The organism is Rossellomorea sp. GAMAL-10_SWC (assembly GCF_049568075.1).
In the GTDB taxonomy this organism is placed as follows: Bacteria; Bacillota; Bacilli; order Bacillales; family Bacillaceae_G; genus Gottfriedia.
On sequence record NZ_CP144911.1, the window covers coordinates 1,417,992 to 1,433,712 of the forward strand.

Here is a 15,721-nt window from a genome sequence, read left to right on the forward strand (position 1 = left end):
GTAAAGTCCTGTCCTTTTTTGACCAGAAACCGCTGCTAAAGGAAAGATGCAAAGTTTGTAATATCAAAAAAGGAAATAGAATTGAATCATCTGAAATTTATAACAATATTAAATTTAGATTTTATACTTGATTCATGTAGGACTACGGTGTATATTAATTGACATATCAATGTTTGACCCGTCAACTATTGATAGGTCAATAATTATTAACTGTTAATAAAATTTCATCATATTTTTTTGGAGGTAGCGCGTGCCTAAAACAAAAGAAACAAAAGTACTATCACTATTAAAAGAATTAAAAGTTCAAATTGAAACAACATTTGAAAAGTGTATGGGTATTAGTCAATCGCGATTAGAAATTTTGAATCAATTGTTTGAGTACGGTGAAGTTAGTCAATCCCAGCTTCAAAAAACATTAAAGATTGATAGTGCTGCTATTACTAGACATTTAAAACAACTTGAGTTAAATGGAAAAATCACTAGAAGAAAGTGTGAGACTGATAACAGAATAACCTTAGTTAGATTAACGCAAATAGGACAAGATCAAATGTCTAGTTTATGGAAGGAAAAGGTAGAGTTTGTAAATAAGATGCTTATTGGCTTTTCCGAAGAAGAAATTGACTTAACGATTGAATATTTAAACCGTATACAAGTAAATATGAACCAAATTAATTCAGGTCGCGATGACTAAATAATACTTAAAAATTAGTAAAGAGGAGAATACAACAATGACTACGACAACATTAACTAATAATTTTAATGAAATTTTAAAAGGAAGACGTTCAATCCGCAAATATGATCCAAATGTTAAAATCCCAGTGGAGGAAATGCATGAAATAATAGAAACAGCTACTTTAGCTCCTTCTTCAGTAAATATGCAACCGTGGAGATTCTTAGTAATTGAAAGTGATGAAGCAAAAGCTACATTAGCTCCATTAGCTAGATTCAATCAATCACAAGTTGAAACTTCGTCTGCGATGATTGCTCTTTTTGGGGACTTAAATAATTTTGATAATGCTGAAGAAATATATGGTCGTGCAGTTGAATTAGGTTTTATGCCAGCAGACGTTAAAGAGAAGCAACTAGAAACACTTAGTGGTTTCTTTGCAAACTCTACTACAGAGCAAATGAAAGATACTGTTTTAATTGATGGTGGGTTGGTAGCAATGCAATTTATGCTAACTGCTCGTGCGTATGGTTATGACACTTGTCCAATTGGTGGCTTCGAAAAAGACAAAATTGCAGAAGCATTCGGTATGGATAAAGACCGATATGTCCCTGTTATGTTGATATCAATAGGTAAAGCTGTTGATGCAGGATATCAATCTGTGCGTTTACCAGTTGAACGTGTAGCAGAGTGGAAATAAAAATATAAAAAAAACAGTGAAAAGAAGGTAAATATTATGATTATTATTCATGCGAAAATGACAATTGATTCAGCAAAAGAAACGAAATTTTTAGAGGAAATGACTTCGTTATTAGAATTATCAAGAGCAGAAGAAGGTAATATTTCATACGATTTGACAAAACAAACGGATAGCGAAAATGAATACATCATGGTCGAAATTTGGCAAGATTTAAATGCTGTAAATGCACATAATACAAGCGCTCATTTTACAGCGTTTGCTGAAAAAGCTTCAGATTACCTTTCAGCGCCAATTCAAATAAATCTTTTTGAAGCAAATAAAATAAAGTAATTTATCAAAAATGGAATAGTGTTTAGAAAATATACCAGGCGAAAAAAACATATTTGTAACGTATAAAAATTAATCTATAAGAGCCTGTTAAGAATTAGTTCATATAATAAATGAAACCTATCTTAACCCTTGTGGTAAGATAGGTTTTTTTCTTCTCAAAAAATAACTTAGTAAGAGTAGAACATTAGTGGACTTGAATTTCATCTTAAGTCATTACCTAGTAGGATTTAGATTCATGTTGCTTTTTGAATTCTTACATACATAGAATTATTATAGCGGATACTAAGATTATGGTGTAAATTACATCATAAACTTCGATGTGGGGGTAAACTTATATGAATATTCGTGAAGGTTTAATTCCAACAGTTTTAGGTTCTGCTGTAACAGCTACTGGTTATGCATTAAAACAAAAACGAGGAACGAATAAAATGATCGCCAATACAGTTTTTGGTTTTGGTTTAGCCCATATTGTATTAGGTGCCATTGACTTAGTTGAACATCGAAGTTAGATTGAAAAAAGAGAGCGTTAATTTTTAAACACTCTCTTTTTTCAATCTTACATTTATCAGCATTTTTACTGGTCAAATTTTTTAGGTTTATAAAGATGAAAGCATTTTGTGACACCCTCATATCTTCTTTTTAGTAATTAGTAGTTTTCGCTACTTCTGTATTATTAGGTTCAGAAACACGAGTTAAAAAGAAAATACCAATAACAAATAGAATAATTAGACTAAATACACCCATATTAGAACGGCCTGTAATTTGAGCTGTCAAACCGACTATTAATGGTCCCATGATCGATGCAAATTTACCGAAAATATTATAGAAGCCAAAAAACTCATTTGATTTTTCTTTAGGTACAAGTTTTGCGTAATATGAACGACTTAATGCTTGGATTCCGCCTTGAGATGTGGCAACAAGCATAGCCAAAATCCAAAAGTCTAAAGTGGAATTTAAAAAGTAAGCATATATACAAACAATCATATAAATAATGATTCCAACATAAAGCATAATTTTACCTGAAAATTTATCAGCAAGTTTTCCGTAAATAATTGCAAATGGAGCAGCAACGACCTGTGTGACAAACAAAATAATTAATAGATTTGTTGAACTGATTCCAAGGTCAGTTCCATAAGCTGTTGACATTGTAATGATCGTTCCAACGCCATCAATATAAAAGAAATATGCCAGTAAAAATATAAATAAAGCACGATATTGTCGGATATTTTTAAAGGTTTTTCTTAGCCGTTTAAAGCTACTTAATACAGGATTTTGTTCAGGTTCAATAAAATAATTTTGACGAACGTTTCGTAACAAAGGAATAGTAAAAATGCCCCACCAGACAGCAGTTATAAGAAAGGCAATTTGACTTGCGAGAGTTGTTGAAATTGAAATTATCTCCTTTTGAGCTAATACGATTATTGCAATACTAATGATAAATGGAATTGTACTACCTATATATCCAAAACCAAAGCCTCGAGCGGATACCTTATTCATTCGTTCTTCTGACGTTACATCTACTAAAAAAGCGTCATAAAATACATTCGCACCAGCAAAGCCAATAGCTGTAATCGTGTAACAAATCAATAGTAAAAGCCAGTTATCATTAGGAATAAATGCAAGTAGTGCAGTAAAAGAAACACCGAGAGTAAAAAAGAAAGAAAATAGCTTCTTTTTAAATCCTTTATAGTCGGCAATTGTTCCAAGGATTGGACCTAACATAGCTAATATGAATGTAGAAATTGCGATTGTATAACCTAAATAAGCAGTAGAATCAGAGGCACTTATTCCGGCTTTTGTAGCAGAAGCTTTATAAAAAAGAGGGAATACGGCAGTGCTAATAATAATAGAATAAGCTGAATTGGCCCAATCGTAGAAAATCCAACTATTTTCTTGCTTCGTAAAACTCTTCATGAGTTTTTTCCTCCTAATGATTAGTAACTGCTATTTTTAGATTAGATACTACTAATATTTTATTTATCCTCTACAGTTTTCAGTATATTATCTAAAAATTCCCTGTATAAGTAGTAGATTTTGGACACCGGGCTAAAGAAAAACACGAAAAAGGTAAAAAAGTAGTAGATGTTAATACATAAATTACCACTTCTATGTTATCTTAGTTATATACACAATTCTTGGAGGTTACGAGTAATGAAATCTACTTTAAACGATACTACAAATGACAAACTACCATATTCAAGGACCAATCCATTTCAAGCGAAGGTTCTCAAAAATATTAATTTAAATGGAACAGACTCAAACAAGGAAACAAGGCATATTGAATTATCATTGAAAGGGTCAGAACTTACTTATGTACCAGGTGCTGCACTTGGCGTGATTCCTTCAAATGATCCAGAGTTAGTGGCTGCTCTTATAAATGAAATGAAATGGGATGAAGAAGCAAATGTAACAGTTGGTAAGCAAGGTGAAACACTATCTCTAAAAGAAGCGCTTACATCCTACTGTGAAATTACACTGTTGACGAAAAAAATCTTACAACAGGCAGCTGCATTTACCGAAAACGAAGAGCTGAAAAACCTTGTGTTGGTTGAAAATGCAACTCAATTAAAGGAATATTGCTATGGACGAGATTTACTTGATATGTTACGTGATTTTGGTCCATGGAGTGCATCTGCTCAAGAAATCGTTTCATTATTAAGAAAAATGACTCCAAGACTATATTCAATCGCAAGCAGTATTGCTGCAAATCAAGATGAAGTTCATCTAACAATCGGTGCTGTACGCTACACTGCACACGGACGCGAGCGTAAAGGTGTTTGTTCTGTTTTATGTTCAGAACGTATTAAAGAAGGAGATACTCTTCCAGTCTTTGTTCAAGTAAATAAACACTTCTATTTGCCAGAGTCTGGGGACAAAGATATTATTATGGTTGGACCTGGGACGGGTATTGCACCATTCCGTTCGTTTATCCAGGAAAGAGCAGTTAATAAAGTCTCTGGCCGTTCATGGTTATTTTTTGGAGACCAGCATGAAGCGTCTGATTACCTTTATAAAGACGAGTTAGAAAAATATCAACAAGATGGAGTATTAACAAAAATTGATACTGCATTCTCCCGTGATACAGATCAAAAAGTTTATGTGCAGCATAAAATGCTTGAAAATAGCAAAGAATTGTATGAGTGGATTGAAAAAGGAGCTTATTTCTATGTTTGTGGAGATAAGGAATATATGGCAAAAGACGTCAACGAAGCGCTAATTACGATTCTTGAAAAAGAAGGTGCGATGGAACGCGAAGCAGCTGAAGCACATCTTAAAGATATGCAGAAGCAAGGGCGTTATCAACGTGATGTGTATTAAGATTAAAAGGTAATAATTAGATAGGTATTTTGTAAAAAGAAGTAACCCTTCGTTCCAGTTGGTACAAAGTGTTACTTCTTTTATTGTTTTTAAGGTTAATTTTTTGCTCTGATGCCTAATATAGAATCACTTCTTTTAATCATTGTTAATCCAATGTTTAGCCTACTGTTCTATTCAAATACTTGGCGTAGCTCAATCTGTCCTTCTCCAAGACCATGTGGGTCTGGCGCGCGCATCGCCCACTCGATGGCTTCCTCTCGAGATTTCACATCTATGAACCAGTATCCTGCTATCAACTCATTGACTTCAGCAAAAGGCCCCTCTGTAATGGTCGGCGGTTCTCCGGGAACAGGGTAAGTAATACGAATACCATTGGAACTTGGATGGAGTCCACCGACTGACACCAGAACTCCAGCTTTCCTCAATTCTTCATTATATTTCTTCATCTCAGCAAACATCTGATCCATCTGCTCTTTTGGCATTGTCCCTGCTTCAGAATCCTTTGATGCTTTTACAACCATCATAAATTTCATTAGTAACTCCTCCTCGGGGTTATGTCTTTCTAATGTTAAACCCTTATACATTGGTAACATTCATACTGCCTACAGCTATATTATTATATCTTGGTTCAAGCTTTTATTGGAGGAGGTATGATTATTTCAAATTCAGATCATCTTCAACATACTCATAAAGTTCTACATGTTAATTATTTTGCCAATAGAAGCTTTTTCCTTTATAAATTATTTGACATCTGAGTTGAAAAAGCAAATCTTGTTGTTTAACTAAAGCACTGTTAGTTCAACAAGAAAAAATGGAATGCTCTTTTTAAATCCCCAAATGATATAAATAAAAATTACCTTCTGATAATTTCTCTGCCATTGTTATCATTTTTTCTATATTGATAATTAATTCGTCGCGATTGATGATTAACTTTTCATATTCTCCATCTTCATCATCTTCCCCATAAACAAAATTACCTCTAAGTTTTAACACTTTAGGTCCATTTCTAAATAAGTCTTTCCATGAAGTAAATATTGCAATTATCTTTTCTGAAGACTGTTGTTCAAATAGAGTCTCTCCATGATAATTAATTCCTTTTCTATTCAGGTTCCCACTAGTTGATGGATTTTTACTTGGTATCCAATTTAAAGAGTCCATTATATATTGGATAATATCATCATGTATTCTAACGCTTTCAATTACATTATTGTATTTTCTCAATTTCCAAATTTGGTTTACGCTAACTGTATCTGGAATAAGATAAAATTCATGCTCTAACCCATTAATTCCTCCTAAAAATAGTTTTTTTGTTAATTTTATAATACCATTTCTTATTTGACTAAACTGCCATTTAACTTAATAAAAAAACGTCTTTTCAGACAATCTATTACTAATTAAAATGAATGGGAGTGAAATTTTGAAAAAAATAATTGTTATATTTTCATTTATCTTAGGTTTTAACTTTCATACCAATACGTATGCAAAATCCTTTTATAGCTTACCTATATCAAAGTCATCCAATCAATGGAGCATTAAAATTGATCAAGCCGACCAAGATACGGTTAATAATCCTAAACTTACAAAGGCAAAAAAGGGTGTTTTTAATGTTTATAGTTTAGATATAAGCAATATTGGGGAAAGAAACATAAATAACGTTAAGATTGAGGCTTATAGAAATGAACCACATTCCAAAACTTATTACGAGTTATTTACTCAAGAAGGGGATATTTTAATTAAAGATGGTAGCTCTTATCACCATGCAAACTTTCCTATATCGGTAAAAGCTAAAGTATTTAAAGTGTACATTACTTGGGAAAAAACAATAAAAGGAAAGCAAATCAGACATTTTAAAGAAACTTTTGTTTTTCATCAAAAATAACTACTAAAAAAGAGGTAAATCAAAAGATTATCCTCTTTTTTTTGTATAACTAATGTAGGTGTTAGTTGCATTAAATACTATCATTTTTAAATATAATAAAGGCTATTTCTGACCCAACCACCGTTATTAAGCCAGAGAAAAGGACATAGAAATACCTGTTACCCCATTGAATTTCAGGGGTTAAGAATGTATTTAATGTTGCTGAAAAAGCTGCCATAAATACTAGGTGAGAAGTTCTTATTTTCCCAATTATTGAATGCATTAGTTGTTCAGACTGTTAATACGTTGCTTAACCAAAAATTCTATTAATAAGAGGAATTACAACGCTGAATATCATCGGAAGTATAAAAAAACCAATGCATAAGGCAACTAATTTAACTGGAGAAGATAGTCCTTTATTTTGATCATTTACTAATCTTTCTAGCTTTACATTTATTTCTTTTAATTCTTTTAGAATCTCTTTATTTATTTCATCCGACATAGTTCAATTCTCCTTATAAATTAATTGAATGTGTTACCAAATATTTCTATTTTTATTGTAAGGAGTCCTTTTTTATTTTCAAAAATTACCTGAGAAGTAATTAGGAGTAGTTCATAGCTATCAAATAAATATTAATGTTTAAAGTTAATACTTTTACACAATAAAAAATGAGCAGCCACTGGCTACTCATATCGTTGCACTACCGCTTTCTTCAGTTTAAGTGTAATACTTCAGAGTTCTATTGAAGTATATATTCATTTATTATTCTGAAGTACTATAGAGTGGACATTCTTCTGGTTGCTTTTCCTTGCTAAAAATAAAGTATATTCCAAGAATAAAAGTAATTATTAAAATGACAAAAATTGCCCAATACTTCGTAGGATAGTCATATGTTACTGTTGTAACTCCATTAGATATTATTGTATCCTCAAGAGGATCATAAAGGGCATCTATTTTTAGGTATGTTAGTATTGCTGAAAAACTAAGGAATATTCCTATTGCACGTTTCATCATTTCCACCTCTTACCACTTTGATAAATAAAGCTTAACATAAAAAGAAAATCATTTTTCCACTAATCTGCCAACCAGTTGAATAAGAAAATTAACATTCTACTTTAACTCAGCAAAAAAATAAGGCAAAATTGAGCGATTCCATTCTAAAGTTAAAAATTAAATGTTTTTTCACATATTCAATCAACTAATCACATTTTTTAAATGCATATCTTAATTAATAAAAGAATAAAAGTAAAACTGTAGAAATAAATAAAGTACGATTAATGGGTAGCAATTAATTTACCTTTTATAAAAGGAGAAGGTTTTTACTTAAAATATAAAAGGGGGGAGAAAAGGTGAGTTATATAGATTCATTACTAAATCGACAAGTATTCGTACTTCTATCTGGAGACTTAGGTTTTGAAGGTATTTTAACTGATGCAGGACAAGACATACTTGTATTATATAATGGTCAGAAATATTATTATATCCCCTGGATTCATGTTCATCGAGTACATTTATGCCAGCATATTAAAGATAAGATAGATACTCCTAAAGAACCTTCAATTGCAAATGAAATAGAATCAATTTCCTATAGAAAAGTATTAACAAATGCGAGAGGGATCTTCTCAGAAATATATGTTACAGGGAATTTGACGTTTCATGGCTATATTACAAGTGTTTTAAGTGACTATATCGTTTTTTATTCACCTGTTTTTAAAATGATGTATGTCTCATTATCTCATCTAAAGTGGCTCTCACCTTACCATCAAAATGTAACACCTTATTCAATTGATAATGCAAACTTTCCAATTAATCCATCGAATATCTCCCCTGTGCGCTCGTTTGAATCTCAATTAAAAAAAGAAGAAGGGAAACTGGTTATTTTTGATGGTGGAAATGATCCGATGAAGATTGGTTTGCTGAATACGATTGAAAATAGTGTAATTGAATTATCAGTCGCAAGTGGGGAAGTAGTTTATTTAAGGCTTAATCATATTAAGTCTGTACATTTGCCTTAATTGAATTTATGTTTTTATGAAAAACTAACCGATTAGGAAGCTCTTATTCTAGAGCTTCCTTTTTTTCGGTTTCTTATAGTGAAAAATATTTTAAATTAATTAATCTGAATGAAAGATATTTCTAGTTTTTCTAATTAGAAAAAATATCCATCGGAGTAGTTCAATTCAAATGTAAGTTGAATACCCACTTAATGTGATATATATTGTGATTTTTCAATAAGGATAAGTGGACAATTGTTACCATAGTTATTTATCTTTAGGGGGTATTTGAATTAGATAGGTAAAACAACCATCTTCTATAAAATAATGAAATCATCTAAAACATCATTATTATATTTGAATATTAATATAACAAATGGACAAGTTTCATTGGAAAATATTTTATAAGAAGGTGAGTTTTATGAATTTCGAAATTCTAATGAGTGCTTCAGTTTTTCTATTAACGATGGCGGTTATTTTTTGGAGACCAAAAGGTATAAATGAAGCATGGCCTGCTGCATTTGGGGCAGTAATTATTTTAGTGACTGGGATCGTAACAAAAAGTAATTTAATCGATATTGTACACAAAATAGGTGAAGCTTCTATTACAATTATCGCAACGATTGTCATGGCGATTATTTTAGAAAGTTTTGGATTTTTCCATTGGTCTGCTGCTAGACTTGCAAGTTTAGCGAAAGGGTCTGGGCGTAGATTATACTGGTATATCCAGCTTTTATGCTTTTTAATGACATTACTCTTTAATAATGATGGCAGTATATTAATTACAACTCCGATTTTAATTCTCCTACTAAAAAATTTACGGTTAAAACCACATCAACAAATTCCATATCTTCTTAGTGGAGCATTAATTGCCACAGCTTCAAGTGCACCAATCGGTGTAAGTAATATCGTAAACTTAATTGCATTAAAAATTGTTCATATGACACTTTATATGCACACAGCTATGATGTTTGTCCCTGCTAGTACAGGATTGCTATTTATGTCATGGCTAATGTATATGGTATTACGAAATAAATTACCAAAACAATTGCCGGTGTCTACCGATGACATAGAAGAGTCATTTTTTATGAAAAATTTTCATCCTTTAAAAGGGAAAATGTCAGTAGAAACAAAACAAAAAAGAACAAAATTTATGTTAAAGGTATTGGGATTTGTTTTCCTAATGCGCTGCTTATTATTCGTCGCTTCATTTCTTGGAATACCGATTCAATATGTAGCAGTTTTAGGTTCACTCGTCTTGTTAACTTGGAGATGGTATCACTTACGGACAAGCCCTGTTGATATCTTAAAAAAGACACCTTGGCATATTTTAGTCTTTGCTTTTTCGATGTATGTGATTATTTATGGTCTCCATAATGCTGGTTTAACGGCAGCTTTAGTAAAATACTGTGAACCAATCGTAAATCAGGGCTTATTTCAAGCAAGCTTTATCATGGGAGGATTAGTTTCAATCTTATCAAATCTGTTTAATAATCATCCAGCTTTAATGGTTGGAACCATTACACTAACGGAAATGGGGCTTGATCCAATTACTTTAAAGACAATTTATCTAGCTAATATTATCGGTAGCGACATTGGATCGTTATTACTTCCAGTAGGTACTTTAGCATCCCTAATTTGGATGCACATATTAAAGCAAAATAAAATTAAGGTGAAATGGAAGGATTATCTAAATGTATCATTAATTGTCATTCCATTAACAACAATCGTAACGCTGTTTCTACTATATTATTGGGTGCAATTAGTTTTCGCCTAAGAAACAATTTCAATCTACTAGAAAGAGGAGATGCAAGTGAGTGATGTACAATCATTAGTTGGAGAAAAAATTTATGTACAATTATCAGGTGATAATTATTTTGAAGGAATACTAACAGATTATGGTAGAGACGTCCTAGTATTATACAACGGACAAAAATACTATTATATTCCATGGCTTCACGTTCACAGGGTTAGTCAAAGTAGCAACTATAAGGACAAAATAGATCAACCGACTGGACCTTCAATCGCTGAAGATATTGGAACGATCTCTTATCGTAAAATATTATCAAATGCAAAAGGAATTTTTGCAGAGATTTATGTTACAGGTAATATCACATATCATGGAAATATTATAAACGTATTAAGTGACTATATCGTGTTTTATTCACCAGTATTTAAAATGTTGTATATCCCTTTATCACATTTAAAATGGTTAACACCATACAATTATAATGCCAACCCCTATAACTCTGAAATCAATCTATTACCTGAAAATGCAAATACGTCATTTTCACGCTTGTTTGATACACAATTAAAAAAAGAAGAAGGAAAATTTGTCGTATTTGATGGGGGAATTGACCCAATGAAAATTGGAGTACTCAAGAGCGTGGAAGATGGTGTCATTGAATTAAAAGTTGCAAGTGGGGAAGTCACTTTATTGAGGTTGAATCATATTAAATCGTATCACTTACCGTAGCTAATTATGTTTTTAATAGATTTTTTGTGCTCAAGTTCATCCTAGGTATCGTGAGGAAACTATGTCAGTATATTTAATAAATCTACCCTTGACGTTTTATGCGTAAGGGTTTTTCTATTATAGGTCATCATTCTATGAATGAAGACTGGGCAAGTTATTGGCATATAAGAATTATGCGTTAACTAAATCTTGATTCAAATGAAGCAATCGAATACGCGAAATTAAACGCAGGAGTAGTTCAACCCTCTAAAACAAGTATTAATCGTACTACTTATGACTAAGAATGTTTGAGGATATTGAAGAGCGATTGATACCTTCTCTATTCTTTAGATGGATTAAAAAAAGGAGGAATGTTTATGTTTTGTAAAGTATGCGGTAATTCATTAGTAGAAAATGACCGTTTTTGTGGAAATTGCGGAACAAAGGTTATTTCTTTGAAAAAGGAAGATTTAAATCATCAATGTTAGACTTTTGGAGTTTCTTTAAATTAGCTATTAAAAACTCTTATGGTGTTGCACAAGGAGTTACTGAGAAATATTTTTTAAAAGGGATTATTATTTTAATTTTATTTTCGCTATTAATTCCAGCAACTTTCTATAACGTACTAAAAATTAGTATTAAATCCACAGAGAGTGTTCTAAGAGATTATACTAACCTCAGTAGCCAAATAAGCTTTAGTGCCTTGGTTATTAGCCCATTTGTTATGATTTTAATTGTTCATTTGTTAACAGTCATAACATCTTACATTTTTTTAAAAGGTAAAAAGTCAAAACTTCAATTAAAAGAAGTTATTGCGAGATATGGAACTTTATATTCTGTTAGTTTAGCCTTAGTTTGCTTTGCATTTATTTTAAGTTATGTCTCGATAACACTTTGTTTAATATTCGTCTTAGTATCAGTATTTATGAGTATTAGTGTTGTACCATTAGTGATAAGTTCGTTCCAAAATACCAAAACAAAAGGAATCGATAGTTTATATATCATTTCGATAGTATACATTGTAATGGCAATTACACAGATGATTTTATTACGAACCATGATCATAAATACCATTCATAGAATTAGTGACTTACTATTAGGAAAGCTATTTTAAGAGATATTGAATATTTTTAATAGCAGTAATTAATAGCCAAAACTTAATAGGTAGGACAAAACTAGAAATTATACCTAAGATTTATTATATTATCCCATTTAAGTAGAAAGTGAAAACATCACATATTCAATTTGTGGATGCTACTCTTTTACTTGGAGGGGATTTTTTTTCTGAATATTAATGGACAAGCATTCCGATCTCTGTTTAGAGTGGAATATTAATAAAAGACAATTGATGTTTAAAAAATGGGGTGAGAAGTTGAAATAAACATACTAAAGATTATAAATTCGTATTTAACCCAATAAAGATCTAACGATATAATGTAAAGAAATGGACCTATCAATAAAAAACGTGTAAGGTATACAAGGATATCCATACACGTTTAGAAAGAAAAGAAGTTCGGTTTAATAGATCTTAAAATATGTTATTTACCTACCTGTACATTTGACCCATCATCATTAATCGGAACTATATTGATCTATTCCATCTGCTATCTTCATCATCAAATTTGTTAAATATTGTGGATCCGATAGTTTTCGATCTTCTTCAGGATTTGTCATAAAACCAAGTTCAATTAAAGTAACTGGAATCTTTGACCAATTAAATCCTGAAATATCGTCTCGAAAAGATATTCCTTTTACATCTGTAGATTGCTCTTTTTTTACTTCTTCAACAATATTCTGTGAGATTAGTAAACTATCCTTATATAGTTTAGGAATATATGGATTATCTTTAGACGGAGTTAAGACAGAAAATCCTTTTGTTGAATGATCATTCGACCCGTCGGCATGGATTCTTATAAATAAATCTGCATGGTTTTTATACGCTATTTCTGCTCTTTCTTTATTACTTAAATTTACATTATTTGTTGTACGAGTGAATATGACATTGTAACCTCTTTTTTTAAGGATTTCACCTAATTTAAGTGATGCTTCTAAACTTAAAATATACTCGGGCTTCTTCGTCACTACTCCAGTTGTACCACCAGCTACCTTTATCTTCATTTCACTAGAGCCTGGTCCTAATGGTTCAAGCGCTGTATTTGCCTTACTTTGGTGACCTGGATCTATACAGATTACAAGTGGTTTTGTGGATTTCTTCTTTTCATATGTTTGAATGTCTTTATTAGGTTTTTCTTTAACGTTTTCTATTTTAGGCTGCTGACTTAGTGATGTTTTGTTCGGTATAATATCAGAATGATCTTTTGGATAAAATAAAAAACTTAAAATACAGATTGTAAAGATCATAAAAAAAATAATGCTCTTTTTATTAACTACCAACTTCAATTAAGGAACTCCTCCCTAGCTTTGATTAGGTTTACATTATAAGTTTCAATCTCACTTAAAGTACCATTATAATTCACATTTGGACTATACCATGATTGAGCTAAAAAATAGTTGCGCATTTTAACCGTTTTAAAAATGTATCCATGACGTGCATAAATTTCGTTTCTAGCTATACCCAACTCATCTTTGGTCAAATAATCTATATCATCTTGAGTTAGTTTTCTTATATTACTCATTGGCAAGATAAACTCATTCGCAGTAGATACTTCACCATATACCATTGTATGGATTACGATGGCTAAATCATCTTTCGAATTTCCTTCCAATACAGGTATTGAAACACCGCAAGAGCCTGAATAATACGCTAAATCATCATTAGATAACGTATGTGGATACTGTGCAACACATTGATCGCCTACATAAATATGCCATGATGTATTATTAGACATTGCTACTTCATCTGCAATGTTTGCTACTTTAATCGCCCAGTCCCTTATTGGAGAAATATCTCCACTATCATATAAATTAAATATTAATTGAAGATTTTGAGGAGAAATATTATTAGCTGTTAAATTAATGACACCATCACTTTGTGTTATGTCCCAACTACCAACAGACAGACTTTTACTACCATTGTAAATTTTTAATTGTTCTAATCGATCTATATAAGAAGGAATTGTTGGGGTGTTAGTTGGTTTGTTTTCAGAAACTTTAACTTTCTCTTTTACTTTATCTTTTTTTTCTACCTGATTCGATACATGTTGTGAGTGTTGATTTTTATTTGTAAGTTTTGGATAAATTAAATAAATTGCGACAGCCAATATAATTAATACGGCAATTGAAAGTAATATACCTTTCATTCTATTATACTTATTTTTATAATTACTTTCCTGCAAATTCCGATTTTCCGAACGAGTTTCAATCTGATTAGTCACTTCTGGAATACTAGTTTTTTCACCACAATTTGTACAAAATATTGCCCCTTGCTCTAAGTTTCCACCGCATTTAGTACAGTAAGCCAAATTGTCTCACTCCCTTTTTAATAGCTAAAATTATTCTAATGTTGTCTTTAAGAAAAAATGCATTTTTTTTTGTAGGAAAGAATGGGATAGGGTGGGGTGTAGGAAAGTCGGTTGGATTGTCTATATTTATTAAAAAAACGACTATGAGGAATCTCTTTAGTCGCTTTGAATTTATTTGCTTAATTGCAATAAACATTTTGTTAAATAAATGAAATTTACACAATAATAAATATATGATTGATCTCAATTTCAAAGCACAAAAAAATGTACTTCTAATAATGCATACATAAAAATTATAAAAATATCCTAAAATGTGGTGAATTCCCCCAATTATAAAATTCAACTAATTAAATATAATGATTAGAGTGCCTTTCTATTTATAAAATATAAATTAGGTAGGGGGGAGAAGTCTTTTTTAAACAGAGTTTTTTTCTTTTATATGCCAACACAAGTATACTCTAGAAATAATCCAACCTATTAATATCCCAATTACATTTAAGATTACATCATCGATATCCATTACTTTATTAGGATATCCTGTTACATAATTGATACCGAGCTGAATAGTTTCAATTGATAGTGACAGCAAAAGACCCTTTTAAAAAATTTTATAATAAAGTACAATTTTCCTTTTTAGTACTACATAGAGAACTGGTATTGGTAGCAACAAAAGAAAATTACCAATTACTTGCATCCATAGATCATGTTCAATCGACTTAAGAATTGTATTAAAAGGTGAAAATTGATAATATAGCTTACTAGTTATTTCAGGATTTTTTTTATAGAAATACGTAATTGGAAAGAAAACAACTTTTACTAAAGAGAAGTAGTAAAAAAACCATAATGTAAAATGAACGAATTTTTGTTTTGTAATTGATTTACTAATCCATTTTATCTTAATGAAATATGCTATTAATCCTAGCAAAAATACAAATAAAAATTCAATAGGATCTAATGATATTGAATAGCCGAACAT

Annotated in this window: 20 protein-coding genes and 1 pseudogene; 12 read left to right on the top strand and 9 right to left on the bottom strand. The window is 31.1% G+C overall.

What is annotated here, in order from left to right; genetic code table 11:
* Positions 1–250: 250 nt before the first annotated feature.
* The 4 genes from V5E38_RS06805 to V5E38_RS06820 all read left to right on the top strand — a co-directional run bounded on the left by V5E38_RS06805 (position 251) and on the right by V5E38_RS06820 (position 2,206).
* A complete protein-coding gene (locus tag V5E38_RS06805; RefSeq protein WP_499212660.1) occupies positions 251–691 on the top strand; it encodes a MarR family winged helix-turn-helix transcriptional regulator in 441 nt (146 codons plus the stop codon).
* 37 nt (positions 692–728) lie between these two features.
* Positions 729–1,367, top strand: coding sequence for a nitroreductase family protein (locus V5E38_RS06810; protein ID WP_499212661.1), 639 nt, complete (start codon positions 729–731; stop codon positions 1,365–1,367).
* 36 nt (positions 1,368–1,403) lie between these two features.
* On the top strand, positions 1,404–1,697 hold the full coding sequence (locus tag V5E38_RS06815; protein WP_097978790.1) for a putative quinol monooxygenase: 294 nt from the start codon (positions 1,404–1,406) through the stop codon (positions 1,695–1,697).
* Between the two features lie 335 nt (positions 1,698–2,032).
* On the top strand, positions 2,033–2,206 hold the full coding sequence (locus tag V5E38_RS06820) for a hypothetical protein (RefSeq protein ID WP_025671792.1): 174 nt from the start codon (positions 2,033–2,035) through the stop codon (positions 2,204–2,206).
* Positions 2,207–2,336: 130 nt separating this feature from the next.
* On the opposite strand, the gene V5E38_RS06825 is transcribed toward V5E38_RS06820, so the two are convergent.
* Complete coding sequence (locus tag V5E38_RS06825; RefSeq protein ID WP_499212662.1) at positions 2,337–3,611, bottom strand: MFS transporter; 1,275 nt, start codon at positions 3,609–3,611, stop codon at positions 2,337–2,339.
* A gap of 237 nt (positions 3,612–3,848) precedes the next feature.
* On the opposite strand from V5E38_RS06825, the gene V5E38_RS06830 reads away from it, so the two are divergent.
* The gene (locus V5E38_RS06830) at positions 3,849–5,015 is read left to right on the top strand and encodes a diflavin oxidoreductase (RefSeq protein ID WP_499212663.1); all 1,167 of its coding nucleotides are present in this window, start codon (positions 3,849–3,851) and stop codon (positions 5,013–5,015) included.
* Between the two features lie 170 nt (positions 5,016–5,185).
* Here V5E38_RS06830 and V5E38_RS06835 read toward each other — a convergent pair whose 3' ends face one another.
* Together V5E38_RS06835 and V5E38_RS06840 are read right to left on the bottom strand one after the other, a co-directional pair.
* Positions 5,186–5,548, bottom strand: a complete 363-nt coding sequence (locus tag V5E38_RS06835) for a YciI family protein (RefSeq protein ID WP_499212664.1) — start codon at positions 5,546–5,548, stop codon at positions 5,186–5,188.
* Positions 5,549–5,840: 292 nt separating this feature from the next.
* Positions 5,841–6,236, bottom strand: coding sequence for a hypothetical protein (locus V5E38_RS06840; protein WP_499212665.1), 396 nt, complete (start codon positions 6,234–6,236; stop codon positions 5,841–5,843).
* Positions 6,237–6,432: 196 nt separating this feature from the next.
* Here V5E38_RS06840 and V5E38_RS06845 point away from each other — a divergent pair, with 196 nt between their 5' ends.
* Positions 6,433–6,894, top strand: coding sequence for a YozF family protein (locus V5E38_RS06845; RefSeq protein ID WP_499212666.1), 462 nt, complete (start codon positions 6,433–6,435; stop codon positions 6,892–6,894).
* Positions 6,895–7,183: 289 nt separating this feature from the next.
* Here the strand turns inward: V5E38_RS06845 and V5E38_RS06850 are convergent, their stop codons facing one another.
* Complete coding sequence (locus V5E38_RS06850) at positions 7,184–7,375, bottom strand: hypothetical protein (RefSeq protein ID WP_499212667.1); 192 nt, start codon at positions 7,373–7,375, stop codon at positions 7,184–7,186.
* 261 nt (positions 7,376–7,636) lie between these two features.
* Positions 7,637–7,888, bottom strand: coding sequence for a hypothetical protein (locus V5E38_RS06855; RefSeq protein WP_499212668.1), 252 nt, complete (start codon positions 7,886–7,888; stop codon positions 7,637–7,639).
* A gap of 335 nt (positions 7,889–8,223) precedes the next feature.
* Here V5E38_RS06855 and V5E38_RS06860 point away from each other — a divergent pair, with 335 nt between their 5' ends.
* From V5E38_RS06860 to V5E38_RS06885, 6 genes and pseudogenes are all read left to right on the top strand, one after another.
* Positions 8,224–8,889, top strand: a complete 666-nt coding sequence (locus tag V5E38_RS06860) for a YwrJ family protein (RefSeq protein ID WP_499212669.1) — start codon at positions 8,224–8,226, stop codon at positions 8,887–8,889.
* Positions 8,890–9,289: 400 nt separating this feature from the next.
* A complete protein-coding gene (locus tag V5E38_RS06865) occupies positions 9,290–10,645 on the top strand; it encodes an arsenic transporter (protein ID WP_499212670.1) in 1,356 nt (451 codons plus the stop codon).
* A 36-nt stretch (positions 10,646–10,681) separates the two neighbouring features.
* Entirely contained in the window at positions 10,682–11,344 is a 663-nt protein-coding gene (locus V5E38_RS06870; protein WP_499212671.1) for a YwrJ family protein, read from the top strand.
* 134 nt (positions 11,345–11,478) lie between these two features.
* A pseudogene (locus tag V5E38_RS06875) lies at positions 11,479–11,618 on the top strand (SpoVR family protein); the annotation flags it as partial.
* Between the two features lie 82 nt (positions 11,619–11,700).
* Positions 11,701–11,811 carry a zinc-ribbon domain-containing protein gene (locus V5E38_RS06880; protein WP_499212672.1) on the top strand — a complete coding sequence of 37 codons (111 nt, stop codon included), beginning with the start codon at positions 11,701–11,703 and terminating at the stop codon, positions 11,809–11,811.
* Complete coding sequence (locus V5E38_RS06885; protein ID WP_499212673.1) at positions 11,805–12,437, top strand: hypothetical protein; 633 nt, start codon at positions 11,805–11,807, stop codon at positions 12,435–12,437. The genes V5E38_RS06880 and V5E38_RS06885 overlap by 7 nt, the downstream gene beginning before the upstream one ends.
* A gap of 458 nt (positions 12,438–12,895) precedes the next feature.
* Here V5E38_RS06885 and V5E38_RS06890 read toward each other — a convergent pair whose 3' ends face one another.
* The 4 genes from V5E38_RS06890 to V5E38_RS06905 form a co-directional block, all read right to left on the bottom strand.
* Positions 12,896–13,723: an N-acetylmuramoyl-L-alanine amidase family protein gene (locus V5E38_RS06890; RefSeq protein WP_499212674.1), complete on the bottom strand. Its 828-nt coding sequence runs from the start codon at positions 13,721–13,723 to the stop codon at positions 12,896–12,898.
* Complete coding sequence (locus V5E38_RS06895) at positions 13,720–14,745, bottom strand: YARHG domain-containing protein (RefSeq protein WP_499212675.1); 1,026 nt, start codon at positions 14,743–14,745, stop codon at positions 13,720–13,722. Before V5E38_RS06895 ends, V5E38_RS06890 begins: the two co-directional genes overlap by 4 nt.
* A 415-nt stretch (positions 14,746–15,160) precedes the next feature.
* Positions 15,161–15,334, bottom strand: coding sequence for a VanZ family protein (locus V5E38_RS06900; protein ID WP_499212676.1), 174 nt, complete (start codon positions 15,332–15,334; stop codon positions 15,161–15,163).
* A gap of 9 nt (positions 15,335–15,343) precedes the next feature.
* The gene (locus V5E38_RS06905; protein ID WP_499212677.1) at positions 15,344–15,721 is read right to left on the bottom strand and encodes a hypothetical protein; all 378 of its coding nucleotides are present in this window, start codon (positions 15,719–15,721) and stop codon (positions 15,344–15,346) included.